Here is a 22,378-nt window from a genome sequence, read left to right as displayed (position 1 = left end):
ATTCAGAAGGCTGGGAGTAGGAGTGTCTCCAAGAGGGATGGTTCTTCGAGTATTAGACACTGAACCGCTTCGACCGCACCGTATGGTGTAATCACCGACGAGAGAGTGTTCTTCCAGCTATCCACGGTAGTCTCTTTCTCGTCTTCATCCGAGACGTGCTGTTCACAGACGTAGCCACGCTCGACCGCCTCGTCGAACGGGACCCGAACGGAACAATCCGAACAGCCGAGTTTTACCTGGACATCTACTTCGGCGGACTCAGCATCTGCGAGTCGCTCCTTCGATGCCAGCGAAGAGAGAACCGACTGGGCCTTTTCCTCGGTCTGCTGTCTGGCGACCTCGACGGTGTTTGACTCCCAGTCAGTCTTCGCCTCGTTAGTGTTTTTGTCCGCTTCGAGGCACCCCTTGAGATGATGGCGCATCGTGCTCCAAGAGATGAGTTCGTTCTCGATACGCTCGACGTCGAGTCCATCAGCAGCAAGCGCGGCCGCCAGCTCGTCGTACGCTACGTCGTCATCACCGGTGATGAGTTCGTACTCACGGTCCAGATGGACACCCAGTGTTTCCCGATCTACTTCGGCGTATAGCTCTTTGAGAACCCGTTTGTTGAACCACTCCGTGAGCGATTTGTACCCGTCCGCTGATCGTCCGTCACGGCCGGTCCAGCGAGCCACGAGATACTCGTCGAGAGAGTGGTCCCCTGACCCAGGGGCGGTGAGGTCATACCGGTCAGCCAGTGTCTCGACCTTGCATCCCATACTGTTTCTACCCAAATCAAAGGGATGCCGACTATTAAACGTGCGTACTATCATTTGGCTCGCGTTCGGATGAGCTGATTCTATGTAAAGCTGACAGGTCTGGGCCAATCGTTGTCAATTTCTTCTTTCGCGGTGCTGGAGCAGTTTAGGGTGCTTATGTTCTTGCGTTTGTGTTTGCAGAGATTCGTACTCAGCAGCATTTTGCTCCCATATTTTCGTATCTGAAGACAAATTTACATGATTTGCTGGCTATTAGTAATATTTTAGATACAGATCTGAGGTATAAGTGAGATATATCTTCGTTGTAGTTGGTCTTAGAGTTATATGGAGGGATAAGTTTGTTTATAATCTACTGTCCGTGTTTCGATGGACGTGTCCAGGCGATCAACCAGAATCGCTACGCCTGTCGGAAGGCGTTCGACGGCAGCGGCCCTGTTTGATTTCTGAAGCTGCGTCGACTTCTCTGAGGTCTCGATACTAAGACCGCTTTTGCACCCATTTCACCGCCCTCAGCGGCCGTATTCGCTGTGGTTAATCAATTGTATTTTTCGCTCAGTGGCCGATCTCGCGACTTATTATACAGGTCGGCACACCGAGCCGCCACACAAAAATAAGTCGTTGCCTGCGAAGGGCGAGCGAATGGCGATAGATGGATGTTACATCAGTTGCAATCCTGCCGGGAAAACCAGTTACCGACAGCTATGGATAAGGCACTGGTCTGTCTGAGTTGCCAATATTACTCTTGGCTTTGAGCGAGTGACACCAAGAAAAGGTAGGCAACCACACCAGTGATCCAGACGAGAACTCCGGCGACCTCGGGTCCTTGTAGGTCAACGTATTCGATGAGTGCTACTGGACTTATACTCAGCCCGAATATCCCGATCGCATGGCCGAGCCTATGTGGTTGCTTCCGAAACGTGATCTGTTCTCCAAGCATCGGGATGTCAAATGAGACATAGAAATACACACTACCGGCGTACACTGCTGCAATGCCGAGCGCGAAGAACCAATCCGGAAGCAAGAACCGGTAGACAAGACCACCGACAGCGAGACCACAGAACAGAGCGAATACGAGGGACTTGGTTGGGGACATGGGTTACGCTTTGACCAACGTGTGGTTATCCCTGTTGCATAGACACTTTAGACCGCATCATTCTTCGCGATAGTCATCGGTGGCCAGACACATCGTCTCGGGCTATCTCGGGTTGCTACGGCGAGGCGTCCGTCTCACGGTAAGAGAACGACTCTGGCGAGACGGTCTGTTCATCGCCTTGAGAGTTGATCAGTACAGCCCAATGCTTACACTGACACGTGGCGGATCGCGGTTGTGGGCGATAATCTTACTGAGCCACCTGAGGTCTGTCCTGAATGTGGAGCAGTAGACGCTTACGCCAAGCGATTTGTGACAGGTGGTGGATGGCGGCCAGTGTACCGGTGTGAGCATTGCGGACATCATAGGGTGTCATAGAACAGTTCACAAAGGTGTTGTTTGCCTCCGTTGTACCGAAACACAATCCTGAGACCACCAACCTCACTACGCGAACTCCGATATGAGAGTTTTTCCTGCTATACTCACGTCCTCTCCGTACTTGTTTTCCAGATGTTCTATGATCTCAGATTCAAGAAGGAGAAATGAATAGTTGTCGCCTGTGTCCGCTAATTCGTAGAACCGAAAAGGAAGATTTGCAAGGAGATGTTCGTTGATTTCGTCGACAACCAAGTCAAATCGATTGTGGCCATATTTCGTATCCGGATAGGCAAATTCGAAGGAATCAACTCGTTCATCGTCTCTATCGAGGAGTTCGATCCTAAAGGATTCACCATCATCGAGATAGTAGGATTGATCCGGCCCCCACCAGCCAACTCGTTCGCCTGAATTAGCATAAAACCGGATTTTGTAGCCGTAATTCTCTAAAACCGCACTGAGCGATTTTTGCGGCACGTCCTCGGGATATTTCCAATCTGAAAACACACCCCGAGTGGATAATCTGAGAAACGTGTGAACGGTATTAAATACGGGGACTGGCTCACCCTCGCGGACATTATAAAAGGTCTCATCCTCGTCCAAAATGTAGTCTTCAATAGTCTTGGACTCTTCTAATTCGCAGTTGTAATACTGTTCGTAGGACCGTCTAACGCTGTCAGCATCGAAGCCCAAATCCCGTAGAAGATCAGCGATCCGAGACGCAGCCTCTGGTTTCGAGGTATCAAGTCTTCCCTCGTGGTTGCTCTTCTCAGGTTTACTCACAGAATGTGTATTCTGGTGGGTTGTTTCTGTTCCGGGACGGGGTCCGTGATTGTCGTTTAATTCAGATTCGTTTGTGGACTTCCCGAAGATCGACATCAACCTATCGAGTGGATTCATAGGTCAGGTTCCCCCAGATCTTGCATATAGGTTTCATCGAATTTGATATCGAAGTAATATAAAATTGGGGGCTGTACGGCCGTTCTAGACTTGCCCTCTTAAGAAGGTATCATAGAACAGTTACACACCAAAGAGCAGGGTGAACGCTGAGATGGATGAGTCCAGCGACCCTGCAAGATGATCCTTCGGTAGAGTCGGTTTTCAATGTCGCGGAGACTGAGACGCTAGCGTTGTTTGAACACCTCTCCTTCGAGTCTCTCGAAGGTTTTGACGTGTTCTCCCCGGCGGAGACGGGGAGAACACGAGCCTCCAGAGGTGATGCGTGGCTTCCTTCATTGCTACTACCACGATATCTACGCCATTCGCCCGGTTGAGCGGGGGCTTCGGAATACGGTTGTCTGGCTTAGCTGTGGGTTCGATCGACCGCCCTCGATAGACGCAGTCGATCGCTTTCTCACCGACCTCGAACACGTCGTCGATGAGGTCTTTGACCGACTCGTCGAGCAGGCCGCCTGGCGCGGCCTGCTCGACTTGACTTACTGCATCGATTCGGCCGATGTGAGGGCGATACCCGCTGATAAAGATGCGTCGAAGTGCTACAATCCAACCGCCGAAGAGTACTACTACGGGTACGGTTGTACGATTGTTTCGACCGGGTCAAAAATCCCAATTGCGGCGGAGTTCACGGAAAGCAAACAAGCACCAGAAGAGACGGCGATGCGCGTCACGCGTGACGCGCTCGCCGTCGCAAGACCAGTATGATGGTCGGTGACAGATTAGTGGTCAATGTGCAGGCTTACCGAGTAGTCGTTTCAGGGAAGTACCCGAGCAATAAATGACTGCCGAGCAGAGTCCCAGGCGAACGGGCACACACCGGAGCGTGGCCCTAACTAGGTACCAGAGCCGTTCAGCTACACTGTACTCCCAGTGAAGGACATTCCTGCTAGCGAGCGACAGCGTCTCAGTACTCTACCGCCACACTCCGGATGTCCTTCCACCCCCAGTACACCGCGTGATGCGAGCCGCAGTTTCCGCACTCACTCACAGAACACCAGTCGCTACTGGTCACGCAAAGAGAATGGTGGGTTGCTAGGGGATGGGAGAGTTGGGGTGCAACGCACCATCCATTGTCGCCGTCGTGGATGTCGACGACAGGCTCCAGCCCCGACACAATTGGGAGGATGGGTGAATCCAATGGAATCGAACAGGGCACGGAACCCATGTAGTCCTGACACGAGTGGTCACGAAAACGTTTGTGATATCCCCACGCTGTCTGTCGGTTTGTCGACGATCCACGACCGACTGAATAACCAGCCACAGAACACAGAAACGACTGCACAGCTCTTACATTCAGAGCAGCAGCAAGGCGGGTGGCAGCCGGGGGAAAGCGGCGTGCCACGCACCACCCAATGTCGCCGTTGCAGGCGACAGGTCCTGCACCCAACACATTCGATAGGACAACTGGCTATCAGGGAAACATGGAGCGGGGGGCAGAACCTAACCGACTGGTATGGAGTTAGTAATAAAAGGGGTTGTGATATCCGCTTGCCGTCTGTCGATAATTCGACAGCTACACACTCACACGTACGTTCTCGGGAGGCAGGCCGATGACTCCACAGCCGGCCGTCGGCGAGATCGTCGCTATCACGACCATCAACAGTGAGCCGCTGTTGCTAGTCAGTTCCGTCACCGACGATCACGCCACGGATGTCCTGCTGGTGGACCTCCCAACAGAACCGCTCTACAGACTGCAAGCATCCGATCCGGACACAGCCACACGCCGACAGTTGGCTCAGACACTTGGTCGGGTTGATGACCGCATTTCGTTCACCGTCACCCACACAGACTACGCACTGGGAGAACGCGACAGCAGCCGTCCCCACCCTTCGAAGGAGGCGAGAACTGATGGCCCCGATGGTCCGTGTCGGTCCATCACCGGACCCTGCGACCGATACAGCGCCACCAGACACGGGCCAGTGGCGACTCCGTCATGTGGTCGGGGACTGTACCCACGATATTGCCATCGAGCGCCGAGCGGTGCTCAAAGGATGACCGATCTTAGTACTCACTACAGTGTCGATCACGACTGTCACCCTACCACCAGCAGGAATGCTCCGCTACCGGTGAACCCAGTGGCACGCTGGTCCGGACGGCGACAGTGCGTCCATACTGTTAGTCGCCGACGCCGCTGTCTGCCAGCTGCAGGAACCGGGAACGACCTCCTGTTTCTAAGAGTGTAGTGAGTAGTCGTGACACGAACGGAGCGACCACAGCGATTCCCCAGTTCACAACGGGTGTGACGCCGAGAGTCAGCTAAGCGGCCTAAATATCTCCGTTCCGAATGTTGGCGACTCGTTGCCGGCTGAACAGTTGCTCGTCTTGATCAAAGATATCGGAGAATAGCTGTTTTGCAGCACGCTCGGTCTTTGCGAGGTTGATAATTGGGCCTTGGTACATCCCGCCCGCCGGGTAGACTTCTCCGTTCTGGACTGCGCTAAGTTGGCTCGCCACGCTGTGATCCTGGAGGAACGTAAGATACGTCTCACGGAATTCCGAGCGCGTCCAATACGTGTCTGTGTAGAACAGCATAATCTCGGGATCAACCACCAATAGCGTCTCGTAATCGATGGTGCCGCGGTCTGAGGTAAAACTCTGGATGTCTGAAGCTTCAAAAGCATCGCTCACACCGAGGTCGTGCCAGTGTTTGTATGCGGTCGTGTCATCGAGCCGGTAGGGGTAGTATTTTTCCGGTTCGGTTGATGCTGGAGAGAGGAGCCCGATAGCCGGCCGCTCGCTCTCGGATGGCAGTCGTTCCTGTATGCCCGAAATGGTCTCGTCGTGGAGCGTCTGAAGCGCCTCAAAGCGATCCATTCGCTGGAATACCTGTGCGACCTTCTCGGTGGCCTCATACAGCGAGTAGTACGGATAGTCTTCGTGCCACGGATACGTCGAGAAACTCGTGTTGCCACAGAACGGAGAGATTCGGTCAGCCATCTCCGTAACATCCGCACGTTCCCAGTTGGGGATGAGATTACTCATATAGTTCGGGTCGATAAAATGGACGCCGCTATCGATTTCCAGAAGCGTCTCCTTGGAAATCCCGTCCTGCCAGAGCGAGACCATATCTTCCTTGCTTGTGGACAGGCCCGGAATGTCCTCGTATGCCCACGTCCGGTACTCACCCGTGAGGACGACCGCGCTCGGCTTCTCCAAACCGAGTGCGACACCCATGTCTCCCCAACTGGCGTTTTCTGCGACCCACGTTTCGGGAACGGACTCGAAGGTCACTTCGCCGGCCGGTTCTATCGACACTGAGTACGAACTATCAGCCGTGATCGTGTCAGAAGTCGTGGTCTGTATAGAACCCGACTCATTCGTGTTGGACTGGGAGCCATCCCCATCGGTACAACCAGCGAGCAATCCGCTACCGACGAGGGCGCTGCCGTACTTAATGAGATCCCGTCGCGTCGATGTACGAGAGCCGGTGGAATTGTCTTGCACACGATTTAGGCCAACCTAAATATTCAAAACTGTTTTGGAACGCAACAACTCATTCGTAGCGTCATCAATCCTTAGAGTGAAATCGGGTCCGACACTACCCAACCACTCGAAAGACAGTTAGCAGATTATCTGGTAGCAAATGGGCAAACGGACACGAACTGCTCACGTCTCAAACTGACTCAACTGGGCAGTACCGTTTGTATTAACCATCTGATAGAAGGCACTGTTGAGGGTATGCAAACTGTTCCATAACATCTTTTTAGTGACTAGAGAACAGGATGCTACGTTGTGAATTCCGCCCTCCAGAGGCCCCACGGTCCACTCTCACAGTATTATATCCGAACTGTAGACACCCCCTGCTTGCCCTGTCACGTTCAGTTACAGAAGCGAGCTAGCCCACAATTACTCGGGGACTGCGGTGACAATTGGGTGCCGAGAACGTCCAAAGAACCTGAGGGGGGCTAGTAGTATGGCCAAAGATTCAGAGCTCAGTGTGAACGGTCCTGATACCCTGAGCGGCGCAGTACTATACATGCTTGTCGGTATTGCTATCGCCGGCTACGGCGGATTTGACTACGTCCAGCAGACCGAAGCGGTTCGAAATTCGGTTGAAGTGGACGCAACCGTCACAGAACTCAGCATCGAGACAGATAGTGGCACATCATCGAACCCGGGCGTAGAGTACGAACCAGCCGTCGAATTTGAATACACGTACAATGGGACAAAATACACCGGGACAAAACTCTATCCAGCGAATATTGAGCGTAATTATGAGACACGATCAGCAGCCGAATCAGCGGTTAAAGATTACGAACAGGGAACACAGACGACTGCATATGTGTCGCCAGACGAGCCAGGAGATGCGTTTCTAAAGAACAAAACATCGAGTGCACCAATCATAGCTATCGGCATTGGTGGATTATTCGCTCTCTTTGCAGCTTTTTCCGCAGTGAGAAAGATCTGAGCCATCACGTATAATTGACCGCCGTCTTCGAGAATCCTGACCAGTCGCTGGAGCAGGGATAATGCTAGCTTGTAACCGACCGTAATCGCACTTCTACGTAGCTAACCAACACAACCGACAACTAATGAGAGTGCGTTGGTTAGCACATGCCCGATCGCGCCCATGCCGAGACCGGATTCGAAAAACGCCGAGCCATTGACCGTGACTCGATCCCCCCAGAGTTGACTGAGATATACGAACGAGCATCGAGGATATCGAGGCACTCTGTGCAGACCTAGAAGTGGCAGCCGAAACGGGCGATCAATCCACAGACTAGCCCGACACACCGGAGGACTGGGACGAAGATGACTGGGAGGACCAACTTGCCGAGGCGCGTGAGAAGGCAGAGATTTCATAAATAATGGGTACGCTTACCACGAAGACCATCGATGACCGTAATTTACTATTTGCAGTGGCGAGACAGTGACACGATCACGAGCCAGTATGTGGGACCTGTTGATCCAGCCTGAGAAAATTACCTGTGAAAGCGAGTGAACCAGATCCAAGGTAGACCTGCTTTCTGAGCACCAGTAACTGATTTTCGTCCAAATTCGGCTATCCAATCGATACGGACCTATCTCGAATACATTGCTTGTCCTGATAGAGAGCTATCACAAGCATCTTTACTGGTAGCTAATTTGTGCTGATATGGTCAACCGCCCTCAAGATTCCCTCCCTGCGGTAGCACTGGCCGTTGTCATCCTCTTGGCTGGCTGTGCTGGGGTGCCTACCACAGACCAACAAGCACCGACTCCCGAATCGACGGTGGAGAATTTTTCCTATCCACCGGGGTGGTCTTAGGAGGGGATTACAGTCTCAAACGTCTCTGATGCACTGCAAGCGCACTCTGCGACGGTGAAGAACACATCCCGCAAAAGCCGGTTGACTACTATCAGCGGCGGCAAGAACCGCACGATAGTGCGAACGCTCGATGCCGATGCTGGCACCGCTGAAATACGGTTTGTCGATACGAGGTACGGTACGGACTCACACACATATTATAACGCTGATGGTGTGTACAAGTATGATCGAATATCAGGCGAGTTGGAACAGCGTCCCGGCGAGGATTGGGAACGAGACCGTGTCGCCTCGCACGAGGGACTTCGACGGCCCTTGCTGAGTCTCGAAATAAACGCGACAGAGACTGTCACTGTTGAGGGGACGACAGCTGTCAGGTACACTGTGACTGGTATCAGAGACCCTGACTTTGTCCCAGCCAATACCGCAACCGGGCACATCATTGTTGCCGAGGAAGGATACATCGCAGAATTCAACATCACGAGAGGGAACGAGAAGTTCACTCACCAGACGATATACGACGTTTCTGAGTTTGGAAACGCGACGGTCCCCCGGCCAGCGTGGATGCCCGAAAAGTAGCTTCAGCGACACTGTTGAACTCTACTGGTCGGACGCTGTTTTCGGTGAAATAGCCGTTCAGAGAGTCTGCGAAGCTACCTTTTCCTGCCTCGGGCGTGCATTCGATTCGCTCGCGTTCAGAATACCACACTCATTCCGCTCGTGTGGATGCTCACTGCACCACCTGTACTGATCGCTGGAGCAACCTACAGTTCAAGTCGCTCCATCGGCTCAACCTCGAAGGTCAGCAAATGTGACCGAAGACGGGCGTAGGCCCTGTCGCCATCGGTCGTCACACAGTACCGGTTCGGCCTCGCATAGCGAGGGTCACTGTCGTTCTCCTTCCATTCCTCCAGCATGAATTCAAGCGTCTTCAATTCGCCGTCAGCACTCTCGAAGACGGTCGCAACCGACGGTGTTCCGTGGTAGGCAGCGACGTAGGCCACCGTGATAGCGTCGTGGTCGGCGTCAAGTTTCGTCCACCCATCGAGTTCGTCCGGCGGGTCCTCAGCAAACTGCTCGATCTCACGCCGGGTCAGTTCGGCCTCTGCTGCATCTCGCCACGCTTGCTTGATATCCTTGGCTTGGGACCGCTCAATCTCTTGGAGCACGTCGGTGTCGATACAGTCCGCAGCCCAGGCAAGCACTGTCTTGGCCTTCTTATGTCTCTCCTCGGGTTCGCCGACTAGCTGCCCGAAACTCATCTCATTGGGAGACGTCAGGAGAACGTGAAAGCGCCAGTAGCCAGGATCAGCATCGTAATCCTCACCGGCATCGGGAGCCCACGACTCCATCAGGTCCGGACTTCCTCGTGATGACCGAAGCCGGTTCAGTCGACGCCGGCGCAGCCGTACTCGCAGCAGTCGTGATCGTGGGCGGATGGCGGTAGCTCCGTCAGTGAGCGCCGTTCCCATCGTCTCCTGTCATTGGGCGTCGGAATACCCAACGAGATGATATCGGGTTCCGCTTCGACCGCGTTCCGGATGATACCTTCCAGAGAAGCCTTTTATTCCGTCGCGAAGCCTGTTGCTTGGATGTTACTCCCGGTGGAGGCCGGCCTACTGCAGCCAAGTGACACTTCCCGTTCCCTGAACGTGCAGAGTTACGAGGGAGATGATTGTACTCGTTAAGCACGGCACTGAGGATGAACGCTTGTAACTCGGACAGCGTGACAGCATCGAGACACGACTTCAGAAGAACGTCGGGGATTATTTGAAACTCCGGAGTCGTTGACCCACACAATGGTGTCACTGCTAACCGTCGCCGGCATCGCTGTCGCCGTGTTCGTTGGCTTCAACATCGGGGGCTCGTCGACAGGTGTAGCGTTCGGGCCGGCGGTGGGCTCACGTCTCGTTCGGAAGGCGACTGCGGGAGTTCTGTTCGTCGGCTTCGGCTTCCTCGGGGCATGGACCGTAGGTCGGAACGTCATCGCGACGATGAGCAGCAGTATCGTGCCGGCAGCCCAGTTCACGCCCATTGCAAGCGTCGGGGTTCTGTTTTTTACGGGCGCGTCGCTGTTGATATCGAATCTCTACGGCGTCCCAGCCTCCACGTCGATGACGGCTGTCGGCGCCATCGTCGGGTTGGGGCTCGCGTCGGGCACGCTCAACCAAGCGCTGATGTTCGTCATCGTCTCAGCGTGGATCGTCGCCCCACTGGTGAGCCTCGCCATCGGGCTCGTGGTCGGGCGCTACCTCTACCCGTATCTCGACCGCTACGTCGCGTTCACGAAGTTCGATCTCCACTTCGTCCAGATTGACCGCTCAAGGACAATTCCACGCCCATATCTGAACAAAAACGCGTCGCCACAGGACGTCGTCGGGTCACTTTCGGTGGTCCTCATCGGCTGTTATATGGCGTTCTCGGCGGGCGCGTCGAACGCGGCGAACGCCGTGGCACCCCTTGTCGGAGAAGGCGGCGCCCTTACCGTCGACCAAGGAGTCCTGCTCGCGGTGGTAGCCTTCGGGCTGGGGAGTTTCACCATCGCTCGGCGTACGCTGGAGACAGTCGGGGACGACATCACGGAACTCCCGATCCTCGCGTCGCTGATCGTCTCCGTCGTTGGTGGGACTGTCATCACAATCCTCTCATACTTGGGCATCCCTGCGAGTCTCGCGGTCAGCACTACCTCGGCGATTATCGGGCTTGGCTGGGGGCGGGCGAGTCGGGCTGCAACGCTTTCGGAGTTAGCCACCCCGACGCCCGAGCGGTCGGAGCTCGACGTCGCGACGGGGGCGCTGGTTACGTCGCGCGCCGAAGAGGCGCCCGCGAGTCCGACCATCGGGGACATCGCACGACACGAAGAGCCTGCAGAGGGGTCGGAAGCGGTCCCGGATGTTCCGGACATCGGTGCGGAGGGACCGGCCGATCTCGACGAGCGAAGCCTCTTCGACCCAGCGGCAGCCAAGCGGATCGTCACGATGTGGGTACTGACACCCTCGCTGGCAGTTGCCGTTTCCTACCCGGTGTTCGCAGTGCTGCTGTGAGGGTGGTCGGACGCTATACGAGCGGTGATACACACCCGAAATGGTCGGTCGCGAGCGATGCGGGGGTCCCGCGAACGCAGTGCACGGGACGTCGGTGAGTTTTGCTCACCTGTAGACGGCAGCGGCGAGCGGGACGAACACCTGTTCAACCGGTCATGTCAGTCGGCCAGCCATCCTAGCGGACGCAGAAAGGGCGAGGCCGCCTCAGCCGTTCCCCGACTCCGCAACACCGCAGGCACTCGGCTTCTTGCTCGCCTACGCAGGAGCCCGAAGCGCGGAACTCGTCGCCGTCTTCGATGACGAGGATTTTCAGAACTCACGGTTGATTGTCGTGTAGTACATCAGAAACAGGATACCGATCTAGAGTTCCAGTTACCGCTCGTAGTTCGGGGACTCGCTGCGAGAGTTCTGCAGGCGTGTGGCCGTCCGATCCAAGAACGAACTGGATTCCGTACTCGGTGAACAGATCTAGCACCGCTGGGTCAGGATGTACTCGGCCAAGTGAGCCGTGGACGCGGCCAGCGTTTACTTCAGGAACTATCTTGGAGTCAGCAAGCGCTCGCGCGACCCGTTCGTAATCTTCTCGAGTTGTGTGCCGCCGCAATGCTGGAATGCGTTCTGGGAGGTCGAGATGCCCCAGTACGTCGAAGAGTTCAGATTCGATGAGTGCAACTACCGCATCGTAGTACCGCTCGACGGCTCTCCGGCGTTGGGTTGGTGACGCAGTTCCGTACTGCGTCCCACTGGTGTAGTCGTACTGGTCGGCGAAGTGGACGCTCCCAATAGTGTATGCGAAGTCGGCCGTGTCGAGAAACGCCGCAATTCGCGACTCAGTCCCCTCGACGTAGCTTACCTCGGCAGCATCGTACAGTCGGAGGTCAGTCGTCGCTCTGGCAGCACGAATATCCTCCCGGCGTTGTTGATACGTTTCGACGAGGTCGTATCTCGCACGTCGCCCGAAGTCGTCTGCAGTGACCATACAATGATCGGTCAGCCCGAGTGCAGACAAGCCAGCCTGTTCGGCCGCCGTAATCATTGCATCAAGATCTGACCCATCCGAGTATGTGGTATGCGTGTGGATATCGGTCTGCATCAGCTCTCGCTCTCGCCACTCACGTCATAGAGTCGTTGCCCGTCCAGCTTCGGAACGATGTCACGGCTGTCGAACGCGAGTGTGTACTCGTAAAGATCCGTCCGTTTGATCTGCGGTTTCTCCTCGTACTTCGGCCCCTTCCCAAACTGAACGACCTCCCGATAGATCTCGCGTTGCTCCGGTGTCAGTGGCTTCCCGTGCAGTTGCCGCGCAATATACAGCGCGCCAACGAGATCCTCAGGTGAGGGTTTCCCTTTTGAGCCGGCGGCAACGAAATACGTCTCGCGACCGCTGTCTGCGAGATAGTTGGCAACCGCCTTCCCGTTAGTCAACCCGCCAACATAGATATCGATGTCGTTACCGCCTGCTAAGCGGAGATCTGTGACCGCGTTCCCACCGTTGGTGGAGGTCATTGCAGTCGGTCGACCAGCGACGTCAATATCCTGGACAAAGCTCGGCGAATTGAAGAAGTCATATCCTTCCTCGCCCTGATAGTCTGGGCCAGAACTTCCGCCGATTTTTGCGTCTGGATGCTCAGCCTTGAATTCTGGTTCGTTCCCCCGTTCCTCGGTAATATAGATACACTCTGCACCATTTGCAAATAGTTCTGGGACCGTCGTCGAGAACTGCGCTACGTCGACGACGACATAGTTCCCTGGATCGGGATCATCCGGGATCTTTGCACGTCCGAGGATAATCGTCTCCAGCAGTTTCGATTCGAGTGAGTTACCAGTAATCAAGCTCACATCTCTCACTCAATCCGTCATGTCAAAAGGACCGCTAAGAGTGCTATACACCCGTTACACTCGATATATATGCCTCAATAAGTCTGTATAACACCAGTAGATCCCCTGTACAACCAATCGGAACGGCAGTCTGAGAGTGAGAATGAGAACACGAAGAGGGTGGAAAGACATTAAAGGAAAAGCGCGAGCGCGGCAACGACAAAGAGAGAGCCGGCAAAGAATCCGACATCCATGGGCCGGATCTGCATATCTGCTAACCGAAGTTCTGTACTCGCTTCGTTAGCTAGTGAGTGCGAGAATCCCCGAGCCTCCATTGCCTCGACAGTGACTCGACTTCGCTTTGCAACATTGAATATCATCGGATAGAACGCACGTACCGATAGCTTCAGCAGGTAGGCGTAATGTCGCCAGCGGAATCGCCCGGGTGAGTCAGGAGCCGTACTCCGTAGCCGGAACGAGTTCACCAGATCGTGGTATTCCTGAAACAGCACTGGGAGCATCCGGTAGCCGTACGTGATGAGGAACGTGAACTGTCGTGGAATCCCGAGGCTTCTGAGGCCCTGAGAGAGGGTCTTCGGGCCCATGCTCGAGAACACTGCCAAACTCGATACGGAGATGATCGTTAACTTCAGCGTGTACGGAATTAGCGCTCGAATTGCCGCGACGGGATCACCCGTGAAGACAGTCACGACAGCGTACGATCCTAACGTCGTTGCCACAGTAAACGCCATCAGCCCGACGAGAAACAGGCTGACCCGTGACAGGACTGCGAGCACTGACACGAACGCTAGCAGTCCGAGAAGGACGGTCGTGTCGTAGAACAGCCACGGGACGAACAGGAAGACGACGTACCAGAGTAACAGAACCCTGGGGTCCAAGCGGTGGAGGAACGAACCTTCATTCTCGTAGGCCGTCCGGAGCAGGTCAGCTTTGATCGTCTCGACAGACGTGGCATCCCGAAGCGCATCGAGTGTCGTCATTGCTGCTCCTCCACGGCCGGTTTCGATGGTTCGGTCGACGGACTTGCCGTGCTCAGTCGGTCTGTGAATGCCTCGACTGTGAGCGGTGCGGGACTAAGACCGAGTTCTGTCCCGAGGCGGACCACTTGCGGCGGGCGAAGATTTGCTTGCTTGAGGGCGGCAAGGTCAGCAAACACGTCACTTGGCGGACCGTCAGCGATGATGTTACCGTCGTCGAGGACGACGATACGAGTCGCCCACGATGCTGCGAGTTCGAGGTCGTGTGTCGCAATCACGACCGTCTCGACACGCTCGCCTGCCCGGTTGATAGTTCGACCAACCTCCTCACGACTCGCGAGGTCGAGACTGCCGGTTGGTTCGTCGAGCAGGATAATCGACGGGTTCGTCGCCAGCCCGATTGCCAGTGACGCCCGTCGCTGCTGGCCGACGCTAAGCAGGCGGCCATCCCGGGACTGGAGGTTCTCCAAGTCGAGGAATTCGATCACCTCGTCCACTCGCTGCTCAACGTTCGGGTAGTCCCTGTCGTCGAGATAGTGGGCGACATCGGCTCGGACACTATCGTCGATAAACATCTCTTCTGGGTTCTGCTTGACGTACACAACCTCCTCGGCCAACTGCTCCGGGAGTACATCTTCAGTGTCCGTTCCGCCGACGGTTACCGTCCCTTCGTCGGGTGTTTCCAAGCCAGTCACCAGTTGCATGAGCGTGGATTTCCCAGCACCGTTGCTGCCGGCGAGGACGACTCGTTCGTCCGGGTAGACATCCAGTGAGAGGGTATCGAGAACGTCTTTCGTCCCGCTCCGGAGTGTTTCGTATGAATGCGAGACGTCATCAAAGGAGACGACAGGCTTCCCAGTCTGGTTCACTTTCGATGATCCATCAGTTCGTGCTCCAGTGTTGCTGCCGTAATCGGTGAACAAATCAAGGCCATCCGCAAGTGTCACCGGGAGCGGGCGAGCGTCATCAAGGACGCGCTCGGCGATACGCGTGACCTGTGGGGGATGGACATCCTGTCCTCTGAGATCTTCGAGCTGATTGAGGGCCGTCTCGACCGGTAGTTTCCAACTGACAATGCCATCCTCAACGAGGACAACGCTATCACAATATTCGGCGATGAACTCTGTCTGATGCTCGATAGTGACCACGGTTTTCCCATGGGTTTCGTTGAGCATGGCGAGACGGTCGTAGGTCTCTCGGGCGTTGACTGGGTCAAGCTGTGCCGCTGGTTCGTCGACGACAAGGATGTCGGGGTCTAGCGATACTGCTGCTGCCAGCGCAACCAAGTGTTTTTGCCCGCCGGAGAGTTCCCAGACGAAACGGTCCTCCAGCCCACTCAAATCAAGCAGATCTAGTGTTCGGTGGACTCGTTCGCGGTAGTCCTCGTGCCCATAGTTCATCGGGGCGAACGCGACTTCCTCGAAGACAGTCGGACTGACAAGTTGGTTGTCGAACTCCTGGAACACGTAGCCGACATGTTGAGAGAGGTCTGCAACAGAGCTTTCCGAGACAACGTGTCCAGCGACGGTAACTTGTCCTCGCAGATCTCCTTCGTAAAAATGGGGGATGATCCCATTAAACGACTTACACAGCGTCGTCTTGCCGGACCCGTTCCCACCGATGATGGCGACGAACTCGCCGGGTTCGATTGTCAGATCTGCCCCGGACAACACGGCTTCCTCAGCACCAGGATACTGGAACTGCAGTTGTTCAACGTCAATGTGAGAGTTATGTGTCGTTGTCATCATCTTAGGCCGTTTGCGTTGCGCGGTACCAGACGATGGAGGCCACGATAGCGGAGACGACAATCGGGACTACAATGTAACTCTGGCCGAACGTCGCGAGGAATTCCGGCTCCCAGACGACGTTGACCGCCCCACCGACTTCGCTGGCAGCCTCGGCCACAAAGGCGAGCGGGAAGGCGATAAGCACCGCCAACAGCGCCTTCGGCGAAAAGCCACGCCACATCGACCCGCCGCGTTCACCCTCAAACGGTTCCATACCGAGCAGCGGTTCGACTTTCCCGTGAAGCTTGGGGTAGAGATACAGTGCGGGGATTACGCCGAAAAGAATCCCCGTGATCAGCAGCTGTGTGAGGAAGTCGACCCCTTCAAGGACGATAATGCTCTCGGGGAGACCGGGTACGGCTTCCAATTCTTCAACCCCGATATACACCTTCCCAATATCGATGAACGTAGCGAAGAACTCTTCGAGTGCCTCAGCAAGAAACACGACAATTGCCAACTGAGTGGTGTTTTCCGGGTCCTGAAGCAGTTTCGCGGCGAAATAATAGCAAACAGGGATGAGGAGCAATCCCTCCATGGCACCCAGTCCATCGAACTCACCGAGCAGTATTTCGCCGAATACGATTTCGCCAACAGGCACAGCTACTGCAGCCCAGTAGGTCCTGAAGAGTAGCACCAGCACGATCGGGATAAAGATGAAGCCACCAACGCCCAGTTCTAGCGGTCCGACCGTGAACTCAGGCATGATTTCTGTGAACGCATTCTGCAACCCAGTAAGGGACATAACGAGTATGAACACCATCATGTCCTGTTTACCAAACGAGAACCAACCCTCCGTATCAGCCGAGAGTGTGCTCATGCTACACTGGAACGCATGCTGATGACGTGTTTGAATATTTATAATACGTATACTGAGTACTATGAACTGTCCACCGTGGCTCATGATACTATATACGGCCCTGTTTAGATGTCTCCAATAACGTGAGACGGTGTCGCAGAAGGAGACGTCCGTGGCGAGACCCGGTCAGCAGCCCTGGAGTCGTCCACCCATCTGGACAGTGATGCCCTCTTCGCGAGCATAGTCTGCGACGGTCTTGAACGGGAGACCGAACGACTCGACGGTTGTCTCGTGTGGAATCGGCCAGTCATCGCTGTAGACGACGTAGGAGTTGGTGGCAAGGCTGTACTCTCGACTGGCTTCGAGACTCTGGCCGTTGACAGCCACACCGATTAGCCGTCCAGCCGCGGAATCGTACTCGACGGTCATTCCGCTGACGTCGCCGTGCCAGAGCCGTCCGTCCTCGCGGTGGGGACAGAAGGCCGCCTGCAAGAGGGCTCGTAACTGTTCACCCGTGACGTGGAGGACCTCTACCGTACCGCCGAAGGGGTGTACACTGGCCACCTCGCCAGCCGTGACTTCGCCGGACAGGGGTCGCCCCTCTCGAAGACCGCCATTGTGGACGAAGCTGACATCGGTATCAGCCGCCCAGCGATAGGCGTCGGCCACGAGATTGCCAACACGACTCTCGCCGCGGGTTCGCCGGTCAAGACCTCGATGGATCGGGTCGTCGACAGTGGCAACAGTCTCCAGCAAGCCGACATCGGCCAGCTGCTCGCGTGTCGTGTCAGCCACGGATTCGTCGAGAGGTCCCTCAGCTGTCGAGTGACGGGTGGCACTCGGCGAGCAAGTCCCGTCGAAGAGCTCGATTTCCCAGACCACCTGCCCGTTCGCTCCGGGATGGACGACCAGTGTTCCGTCGACAATCTCGTGGCGTTCCGTGTGGACGTGGCCGCCGAGGACCACGTCGACGCCCTCGACGGCCGCAACGGCGGTCTCTAGGTCGCTCCGCAAGTGTGCGAGAACGACGAAATGATCGACACTGTCACCGAGTTCACTGACCGCTGTCCGCACGCTCTCGACCGGACTGGTCACGTTCAGCTCTGACGCGCCGGTGGGTGCAATCCGAGGAGTCGCTGGATCGATGACGCCGACGAATCCGACTCGCCGCCCGTCTCGGTGCAGGACCGTCGTTCCGTCTAACCCAGCGAATAGAACGCCACGCTCGTCCTCACTCTCCCCTTCAAAAACGTTCGCGGCGATCCACTCCTGTGGACTCTTCGAGATCACGTCTAGAATGGGGGCAGTCCCAAAGTCGAAATCGTGGTTCCCTACCGTCTCGACGTCGGTACTCACTGCCCCGAAAAACGGCATCGCTTGATGCCCCTCGTAGTAATGGGCGAGGACACCCGGTGCAGTGTTGTCGCCGGTGCCAGCGACTACAGTATCCTCACCGCGGATCGACCGGATCGTTCCAGCAAGCCGACCCATTCGCACGGGGTCGTCGCAAGCGTTCTCAATGTCAGAGTAGTGGAGCAACCGGATCGACATCTTTCGGAGCCGATTCCAGCGGGGCATAGAAGTGAATACCGTTTGTAGCTTCTTGTCAGGGGGCCGATAGCAGAGGTGTTGATTCTGGAAGGTCGCGAGTTCGTGTAGCGGTTACACCGGGTTCAGCGCCACTAGTTTGCGGAATACCGGTAGCAGGGCGAGTAGAAATCCAGTATCCAGATGAGTGTCCCCATTGAAATTGTCGTCCCGCTAAGTACCAACAGGACTGATTCGCTGCGATAGTTAGAACGGATTTGAGAGATATTCGTTCGGAATCGAGTTGCGCACAGTAACGAGTGGGTCGACGACTTGGCTGATTTCGAGGCCGCCAACGAGGCTCGAAAAGAGGTAAGCGTCGGTCAGCGTGTAATCGTGTTCGGCAGCGAGTAATTCGATGAGGTCCTCGTTTGCCATCTTGACCGCATCTTCCATCGTTTCGGCACTTGCAACCGTCTTCCACGCGTCACCAGTGTCGACGAGTGGGCGCTCAAGGTCGACAGCAGCGTCGGCGATTACTGAGACGGTGACGTCGATTTCGGTTCCGATTTCGGCACCAGTACCACACATTTCACCGTCTGCCATCGCAGCCTTCGAATCACCCATCGCTAACATCGCACCGTCCTGGAACACCGGAAAATAGGCTGTCGTCCCGGTGGTCATATCCGTCGTATCGAGATTTCCGCCGTGGTCGTGTGGCGTCAAGGTCGACATCGCTTCCTCGGATGTTGCCACGCCAATGGTCCCGATGACAGGGTCAACTGGGATCTCCATATCCTTGAACGAGAGTGACGTACCGTCGTTGGTTATCTCCGTCACGCGCGTCGCTGGGTGTTCGATGTTTTCGTGATCCTGCAGGAGTCCAAACCCCGGTGCCGTAATTACGCGACCCAAGTCCTCGTTGACTCGTACGTCTTCGATCTCAACCTTGAGGACATCGCCGGGTGTGGCTCCCTCAACAGCGACCGGCCCCGTAGCCGCATTCACTTCTTCAGGGATCGCATCCATCAGATCGGCGTCTGACTGAACGGCTTTGTTCAGGCTATCGATGGTTTCAAACGTGAGTGATTCCCCGTCTGCAGCCGTATACAGCGGTTCCATATTCGGAGCGAACTCGTAGACATGGCCATCTTTGTATGATATGACAGTCCGTGACATCGTACGATTTCGTTGAAAACTGTCACTTATAAATCTATGTGAGTGCAATCTGCCTTATCTCGTTTTTCGGTACTTCGGGCCATCGGCTGAACTGGGACGCTCCATCGACTTCCCTTCGAAGGTCAGACGATGTGAGCGAAGAAAGTCGCAACTGGTAGAGTCCGTGGTTGTCAGTTGACTTGTAGCTGCACGGACGGTTGCCACTCGACAGTGCCACTCGCATGGTCCCCACCCCACGATGATTTGCTGAAGCTAGCGTGTATTAACGCGAGAATCTAACGGGCCGTCTCATTCCGATTCGTCGATCAGCGTTTTGAGTTCCACCAGCCGCGGCAGTTCTGAAACGCCGCTGAGTACAACCAGAACCGACAACGTGTTTCGACCGGGCGTCGGCATATCTCCGCTCCGTACCTCCGGTGACTGGAGTTCCTCCGTGAGCCATCGCCGCCCGTCGGTAACGGCATCCCGGATCAACCACGCGGGCGGCCCGGCAAACACGGCTAGAGCTCTATCGACCGACTCCAGCTCGCACTGGGCCGTCAGTTTGCCGCGTACAGCACGGCGAAGCGTCGTCTCGACGGCGTTGTATGCCTCGATTTCGTCGACGTCGTCTGAGTTGTCGCTGAGAAAACGGTTTTTGAGCTGGTCTATGACTGTCCCGTCACCGCCGCCATCGGCCGCTTGCAGGTCCTGACTGGCGTAGCCAAGCGCCGTGAAACCCGAGTCTGAGAGGGTGTTGATTATTTCGCTGGCGTCGACGACACTCTGGCCGACTGCCTCGGATGCCGTCGCCTCACCTGCTGCGAACAGCGCCCCCAGCCGCGTCACGACTGTCTCGTTCAGTGTCTCGGCGGCCTCATCGACCGTCTGCCCGCTCCCGAGCCACGCTTCGTTGTCGAACAGTATCTGCCCATCGACGGTCGCTTCCAGCGCTCGAAGTGCTTGGATGGTGTTCGTAGCTGCTCCGTCGTCTCTGCCGGCGGGTAACACCGACAGACAGTAGACTGGGATCGTGTAGACCTCTCTGAGTGCGTCGGCAACGTGAGCCGTGGCACCGCTGCCCGTCCCGCCCGCAAGCCCGGCCACGAGGACGATGGCGTCGATATCGCTCGTTACCAATTCGTCTATTGCCCGGCGCACTTCGAGCCGTTCGTCTTCGATGGCGGCGGCACCGTTCGTCCGGTCCCCGTTCGTTCCGCTCCCGTTTGTTTCGGAGAGTCCGAAGGCGTGCCGACGGTCGTTCGGGAGTGCGTCGAGTGCAGTGAGCGCTTCGGTGTCCGTGTCGAGGGCACAGGCCGCGCCGAGATACGTCGTCTCGCGGCGGTCGTTGTCCTGCCACAGCCGCTCGACGATCCGGCCTCCAGCACCACCAATTCCGACTGCCGCGACTCGCATACGTCGCATTTAGTGTAGACTGATATTAATAATCCGACTCGGTACGAGGCCCCACCGGAACCTCATCGCATGATGAGGTACAATGGAAAACAGGGAACGAGCTTCGTTAGCGGTCCCTCTGTCTGGTGTCCCTGTGCCAGACCACCAGCATCCGTCGGACCAGAGGCTTTTCATGCGGCAAGCGCTGAGAGAGGCCGTGTCTCAGGCCCTCACCAACGAGCCATCCGATTCCCTGTCTGTCACTATCTCCGGCGGATCGATGGGTGGCCTATTTACCGGCATCGCTCTCGGTAGTGCAGGCCACGAGGTAACTATCGCCGAGCAATCGGCCGGCGACCTGCGAAGTCGCGGCGGCGGCATCGTCGCCCAGCAGTCAATCCGCCGGTTCCTCTCGCACCACGACATCGTCGACCCAGCGCGCATAACCACCCGAGCCAGTGAGCGGCGCTTTCTGACCGCCGACGGCGATGTACGGACATCAACACCAGATTCAATGGTTTTCACCTCCTGGGACGCCGTCTATCGGCAGTTGCGAGCAGCGTTCCCGGACGACCGGTACCACACCGGTCGGACTGTCACGGGCGTCAGGGCCACAGACGGCACGGTTAGATTCGCCGACGGGGATCGGACCACCGCCGACTTGGTCGTTGCTGCCGACGGCGGGCGGTCTACAGCCCGGGCGCAACTGTTTCCCGACACCGACCCGGAGTTTGCTGACTACGTCGCCTGGCGTGGTGTCGTCCCGGAAGCGGATCTGTCGGACACAGTTGTCGACGCGTTCGATGGCCGTTTCACCTTTTATCAGGGGGAACAAATGCTCATTCTTGCGTACTTCATCCCCGGCGAAGACGGCAGCACCGCCTCCGGTGGCCGCCGTCTCAACTGGGTCTGGTACGATACGCTCTCCGGTCGAGAGCGTGAGACGATCTTCACCGACACAACAGGAGCAAGCCAGCAGTTCAGCGTGTCGCCGGGGCAACTCCGAGGCCCAGTCGAAACTCGCCAGCGCGAGCGGGCAGCCGAGATACTGCCGCCCGTGTTTACCGACCTCGTTGCAACAACAGCAGCCCCCTTCGTGCAGGCGATTTACGACCTGCAAGTCCCCCAGATGACAGTCGATAGAGTCTGTCTGCTCGGTGATGCGGCGTTCGTCGCTCGCCCGCACACGGCCGCTGGCACTTCGAAGGCGGCGAGTGATGCTGTTGAACTCAAGGCTGCTCTCGACCGCCACAGTTCCCTTGGAGACGCACTGGCGTCCTGGGATGATGCTCGGACCAACTACGGAGCGCGTCTCGTTGCGCAGGGCAAGCGAATGGGCGACGAACGGTTGTCACTTGGGAGTTGATTGACTACCGTTCTGCGTGCGGGTTCTCTCGGGTATAGGTCCGGTACTGGCTCTTAGATTCTGG

17 protein-coding genes and 3 pseudogenes are annotated in these 22,378 nt (G+C 56.4%); 7 read left to right on the top strand and 13 right to left on the bottom strand.

Annotated elements, in window-relative coordinates; all coding sequences use genetic code 11:
• Positions 1 to 2: 2 nt before the first annotated feature.
• The 3 genes from rdfA to ACYJ11_RS18155 form a co-directional block, all read right to left on the bottom strand.
• Positions 3 to 758, bottom strand: coding sequence for a rod-determining factor RdfA (gene rdfA, locus ACYJ11_RS18165; protein WP_188979745.1), 756 nt, complete (start codon positions 756 to 758; stop codon positions 3 to 5).
• Between the two features lie 736 nt (positions 759 to 1,494).
• Positions 1,495 to 1,851, bottom strand: coding sequence for a hypothetical protein (locus ACYJ11_RS18160; protein ID WP_461648863.1), 357 nt, complete (start codon positions 1,849 to 1,851; stop codon positions 1,495 to 1,497).
• A 441-nt stretch (positions 1,852 to 2,292) separates the two neighbouring features.
• Complete coding sequence (locus ACYJ11_RS18155; protein ID WP_461648862.1) at positions 2,293 to 3,123, bottom strand: hypothetical protein; 831 nt, start codon at positions 3,121 to 3,123, stop codon at positions 2,293 to 2,295.
• Between the two features lie 155 nt (positions 3,124 to 3,278).
• On the opposite strand from ACYJ11_RS18155, the pseudogene ACYJ11_RS18150 reads away from it, so the two are divergent.
• A pseudogene (locus ACYJ11_RS18150) lies at positions 3,279 to 3,882 on the top strand (transposase); the annotation flags it as partial.
• 1,146 nt (positions 3,883 to 5,028) lie between these two features.
• Positions 5,029 to 5,175 (top strand): hypothetical protein, encoded by a 147-nt coding sequence (locus tag ACYJ11_RS18145; RefSeq protein ID WP_461648861.1) that lies wholly within the window; start codon positions 5,029 to 5,031, stop codon positions 5,173 to 5,175.
• A 270-nt stretch (positions 5,176 to 5,445) separates the two neighbouring features.
• On the opposite strand, the gene ACYJ11_RS18140 is transcribed toward ACYJ11_RS18145, so the two are convergent.
• Entirely contained in the window at positions 5,446 to 6,624 is a 1,179-nt protein-coding gene (locus ACYJ11_RS18140) for an ABC transporter substrate-binding protein (protein WP_461648860.1), read from the bottom strand.
• Positions 6,625 to 7,093: 469 nt separating this feature from the next.
• Here ACYJ11_RS18140 and ACYJ11_RS18135 point away from each other — a divergent pair, with 469 nt between their 5' ends.
• Both ACYJ11_RS18135 and ACYJ11_RS18130 read left to right on the top strand, forming a co-directional pair.
• Positions 7,094 to 7,588 (top strand): DUF3592 domain-containing protein, encoded by a 495-nt coding sequence (locus ACYJ11_RS18135; protein ID WP_461648859.1) that lies wholly within the window; start codon positions 7,094 to 7,096, stop codon positions 7,586 to 7,588.
• A 1,083-nt stretch (positions 7,589 to 8,671) separates the two neighbouring features.
• On the top strand, positions 8,672 to 9,004 hold the full coding sequence (locus ACYJ11_RS18130) for a hypothetical protein (protein ID WP_461648858.1): 333 nt from the start codon (positions 8,672 to 8,674) through the stop codon (positions 9,002 to 9,004).
• A gap of 185 nt (positions 9,005 to 9,189) precedes the next feature.
• Here the strand turns inward: ACYJ11_RS18130 and ACYJ11_RS18125 are convergent.
• Positions 9,190 to 9,812, bottom strand: a pseudogene (locus ACYJ11_RS18125) (hypothetical protein); the annotation flags it as partial.
• Between the two features lie 412 nt (positions 9,813 to 10,224).
• Here ACYJ11_RS18125 and ACYJ11_RS18120 point away from each other — a divergent pair.
• Both ACYJ11_RS18120 and ACYJ11_RS18115 read left to right on the top strand, forming a co-directional pair.
• Positions 10,225 to 11,469: an inorganic phosphate transporter gene (locus ACYJ11_RS18120; protein WP_461648857.1), complete on the top strand. Its 1,245-nt coding sequence runs from the start codon at positions 10,225 to 10,227 to the stop codon at positions 11,467 to 11,469.
• A 232-nt stretch (positions 11,470 to 11,701) separates the two neighbouring features.
• Positions 11,702 to 11,776 (top strand): annotated as a pseudogene (locus tag ACYJ11_RS18115) (site-specific integrase); the annotation flags it as partial.
• A gap of 9 nt (positions 11,777 to 11,785) precedes the next feature.
• Here the strand turns inward: ACYJ11_RS18115 and ACYJ11_RS18110 are convergent.
• The 8 genes from ACYJ11_RS18110 to ACYJ11_RS18075 all read right to left on the bottom strand — a co-directional run bounded on the left by ACYJ11_RS18110 (position 11,786) and on the right by ACYJ11_RS18075 (position 20,969).
• On the bottom strand, positions 11,786 to 12,562 hold the full coding sequence (locus ACYJ11_RS18110) for a PHP domain-containing protein (RefSeq protein WP_461648856.1): 777 nt from the start codon (positions 12,560 to 12,562) through the stop codon (positions 11,786 to 11,788).
• On the bottom strand, positions 12,562 to 13,308 hold the full coding sequence (locus ACYJ11_RS18105) for a 2-phosphosulfolactate phosphatase (RefSeq protein WP_461648855.1): 747 nt from the start codon (positions 13,306 to 13,308) through the stop codon (positions 12,562 to 12,564). Before ACYJ11_RS18105 ends, ACYJ11_RS18110 begins: the two co-directional genes overlap by 1 nt.
• A 170-nt stretch (positions 13,309 to 13,478) precedes the next feature.
• Positions 13,479 to 14,288, bottom strand: coding sequence for an energy-coupling factor transporter transmembrane component T family protein (locus ACYJ11_RS18100; protein WP_461648854.1), 810 nt, complete (start codon positions 14,286 to 14,288; stop codon positions 13,479 to 13,481).
• Positions 14,285 to 16,033: an ABC transporter ATP-binding protein gene (locus ACYJ11_RS18095; RefSeq protein WP_461648853.1), complete on the bottom strand. Its 1,749-nt coding sequence runs from the start codon at positions 16,031 to 16,033 to the stop codon at positions 14,285 to 14,287. The genes ACYJ11_RS18100 and ACYJ11_RS18095 overlap by 4 nt, the downstream gene beginning before the upstream one ends.
• Position 16,034: 1 nt before the next feature.
• Positions 16,035 to 16,889, bottom strand: a complete 855-nt coding sequence (locus ACYJ11_RS18090; protein ID WP_461648852.1) for a hypothetical protein — start codon at positions 16,887 to 16,889, stop codon at positions 16,035 to 16,037.
• Positions 16,890 to 17,054: 165 nt separating this feature from the next.
• On the bottom strand, positions 17,055 to 18,419 hold the full coding sequence (locus ACYJ11_RS18085) for a bifunctional metallophosphatase/5'-nucleotidase (RefSeq protein ID WP_461648851.1): 1,365 nt from the start codon (positions 18,417 to 18,419) through the stop codon (positions 17,055 to 17,057).
• 243 nt (positions 18,420 to 18,662) lie between these two features.
• Positions 18,663 to 19,574 carry an acetamidase/formamidase family protein gene (locus tag ACYJ11_RS18080; protein WP_461648850.1) on the bottom strand — a complete coding sequence of 304 codons (912 nt, stop codon included), beginning with the start codon at positions 19,572 to 19,574 and terminating at the stop codon, positions 18,663 to 18,665.
• Between the two features lie 288 nt (positions 19,575 to 19,862).
• Positions 19,863 to 20,969 carry a tubulin/FtsZ family protein gene (locus tag ACYJ11_RS18075; RefSeq protein WP_461648849.1) on the bottom strand — a complete coding sequence of 369 codons (1,107 nt, stop codon included), beginning with the start codon at positions 20,967 to 20,969 and terminating at the stop codon, positions 19,863 to 19,865.
• 196 nt (positions 20,970 to 21,165) lie between these two features.
• Here ACYJ11_RS18075 and ACYJ11_RS18070 point away from each other — a divergent pair, with 196 nt between their 5' ends.
• On the top strand, positions 21,166 to 22,314 hold the full coding sequence (locus ACYJ11_RS18070; protein ID WP_461648848.1) for an FAD binding domain-containing protein: 1,149 nt from the start codon (positions 21,166 to 21,168) through the stop codon (positions 22,312 to 22,314).
• The last annotated feature ends 64 nt before the right edge of the window (positions 22,315 to 22,378 follow it).

This window comes from Haloarcula sp. H-GB5 (genome assembly GCF_054850705.1).
The sequence above is the reverse complement of the archived record's forward strand: the minus strand, read 5'-3'. Positions and strand labels throughout refer to the sequence as shown.

Coding starts and splice junctions, on each gene's coding strand:
- ACYJ11_RS18135 (WP_461648859.1), top strand. CDS start 7,094: ATGGCCAAAGATTCAGAGCTCAGTGTGAACGGTCCTGATACCCTGAGC.
- ACYJ11_RS18085 (WP_461648851.1), bottom strand. CDS start 18,419: ATGTCGATCCGGTTGCTCCACTACTCTGACATTGAGAACGCTTGCGAC.
- rdfA (WP_188979745.1), bottom strand. CDS start 758: ATGGGATGCAAGGTCGAGACACTGGCTGACCGGTATGACCTCACCGCC.
- ACYJ11_RS18080 (WP_461648850.1), bottom strand. CDS start 19,574: ATGTCACGGACTGTCATATCATACAAAGATGGCCATGTCTACGAGTTC.
- ACYJ11_RS18145 (WP_461648861.1), top strand. CDS start 5,029: ATGGCCCCGATGGTCCGTGTCGGTCCATCACCGGACCCTGCGACCGAT.
- ACYJ11_RS18090 (WP_461648852.1), bottom strand. CDS start 16,889: ATGAGCACACTCTCGGCTGATACGGAGGGTTGGTTCTCGTTTGGTAAA.
- ACYJ11_RS18155 (WP_461648862.1), bottom strand. CDS start 3,123: ATGAATCCACTCGATAGGTTGATGTCGATCTTCGGGAAGTCCACAAAC.
- ACYJ11_RS18095 (WP_461648853.1), bottom strand. CDS start 16,033: ATGATGACAACGACACATAACTCTCACATTGACGTTGAACAACTGCAG.
- ACYJ11_RS18160 (WP_461648863.1), bottom strand. CDS start 1,851: ATGTCCCCAACCAAGTCCCTCGTATTCGCTCTGTTCTGTGGTCTCGCT.
- ACYJ11_RS18120 (WP_461648857.1), top strand. CDS start 10,225: ATGGTGTCACTGCTAACCGTCGCCGGCATCGCTGTCGCCGTGTTCGTT.
- ACYJ11_RS18100 (WP_461648854.1), bottom strand. CDS start 14,288: ATGACGACACTCGATGCGCTTCGGGATGCCACGTCTGTCGAGACGATC.
- ACYJ11_RS18075 (WP_461648849.1), bottom strand. CDS start 20,969: ATGCGAGTCGCGGCAGTCGGAATTGGTGGTGCTGGAGGCCGGATCGTC.
- ACYJ11_RS18110 (WP_461648856.1), bottom strand. CDS start 12,562: ATGCAGACCGATATCCACACGCATACCACATACTCGGATGGGTCAGAT.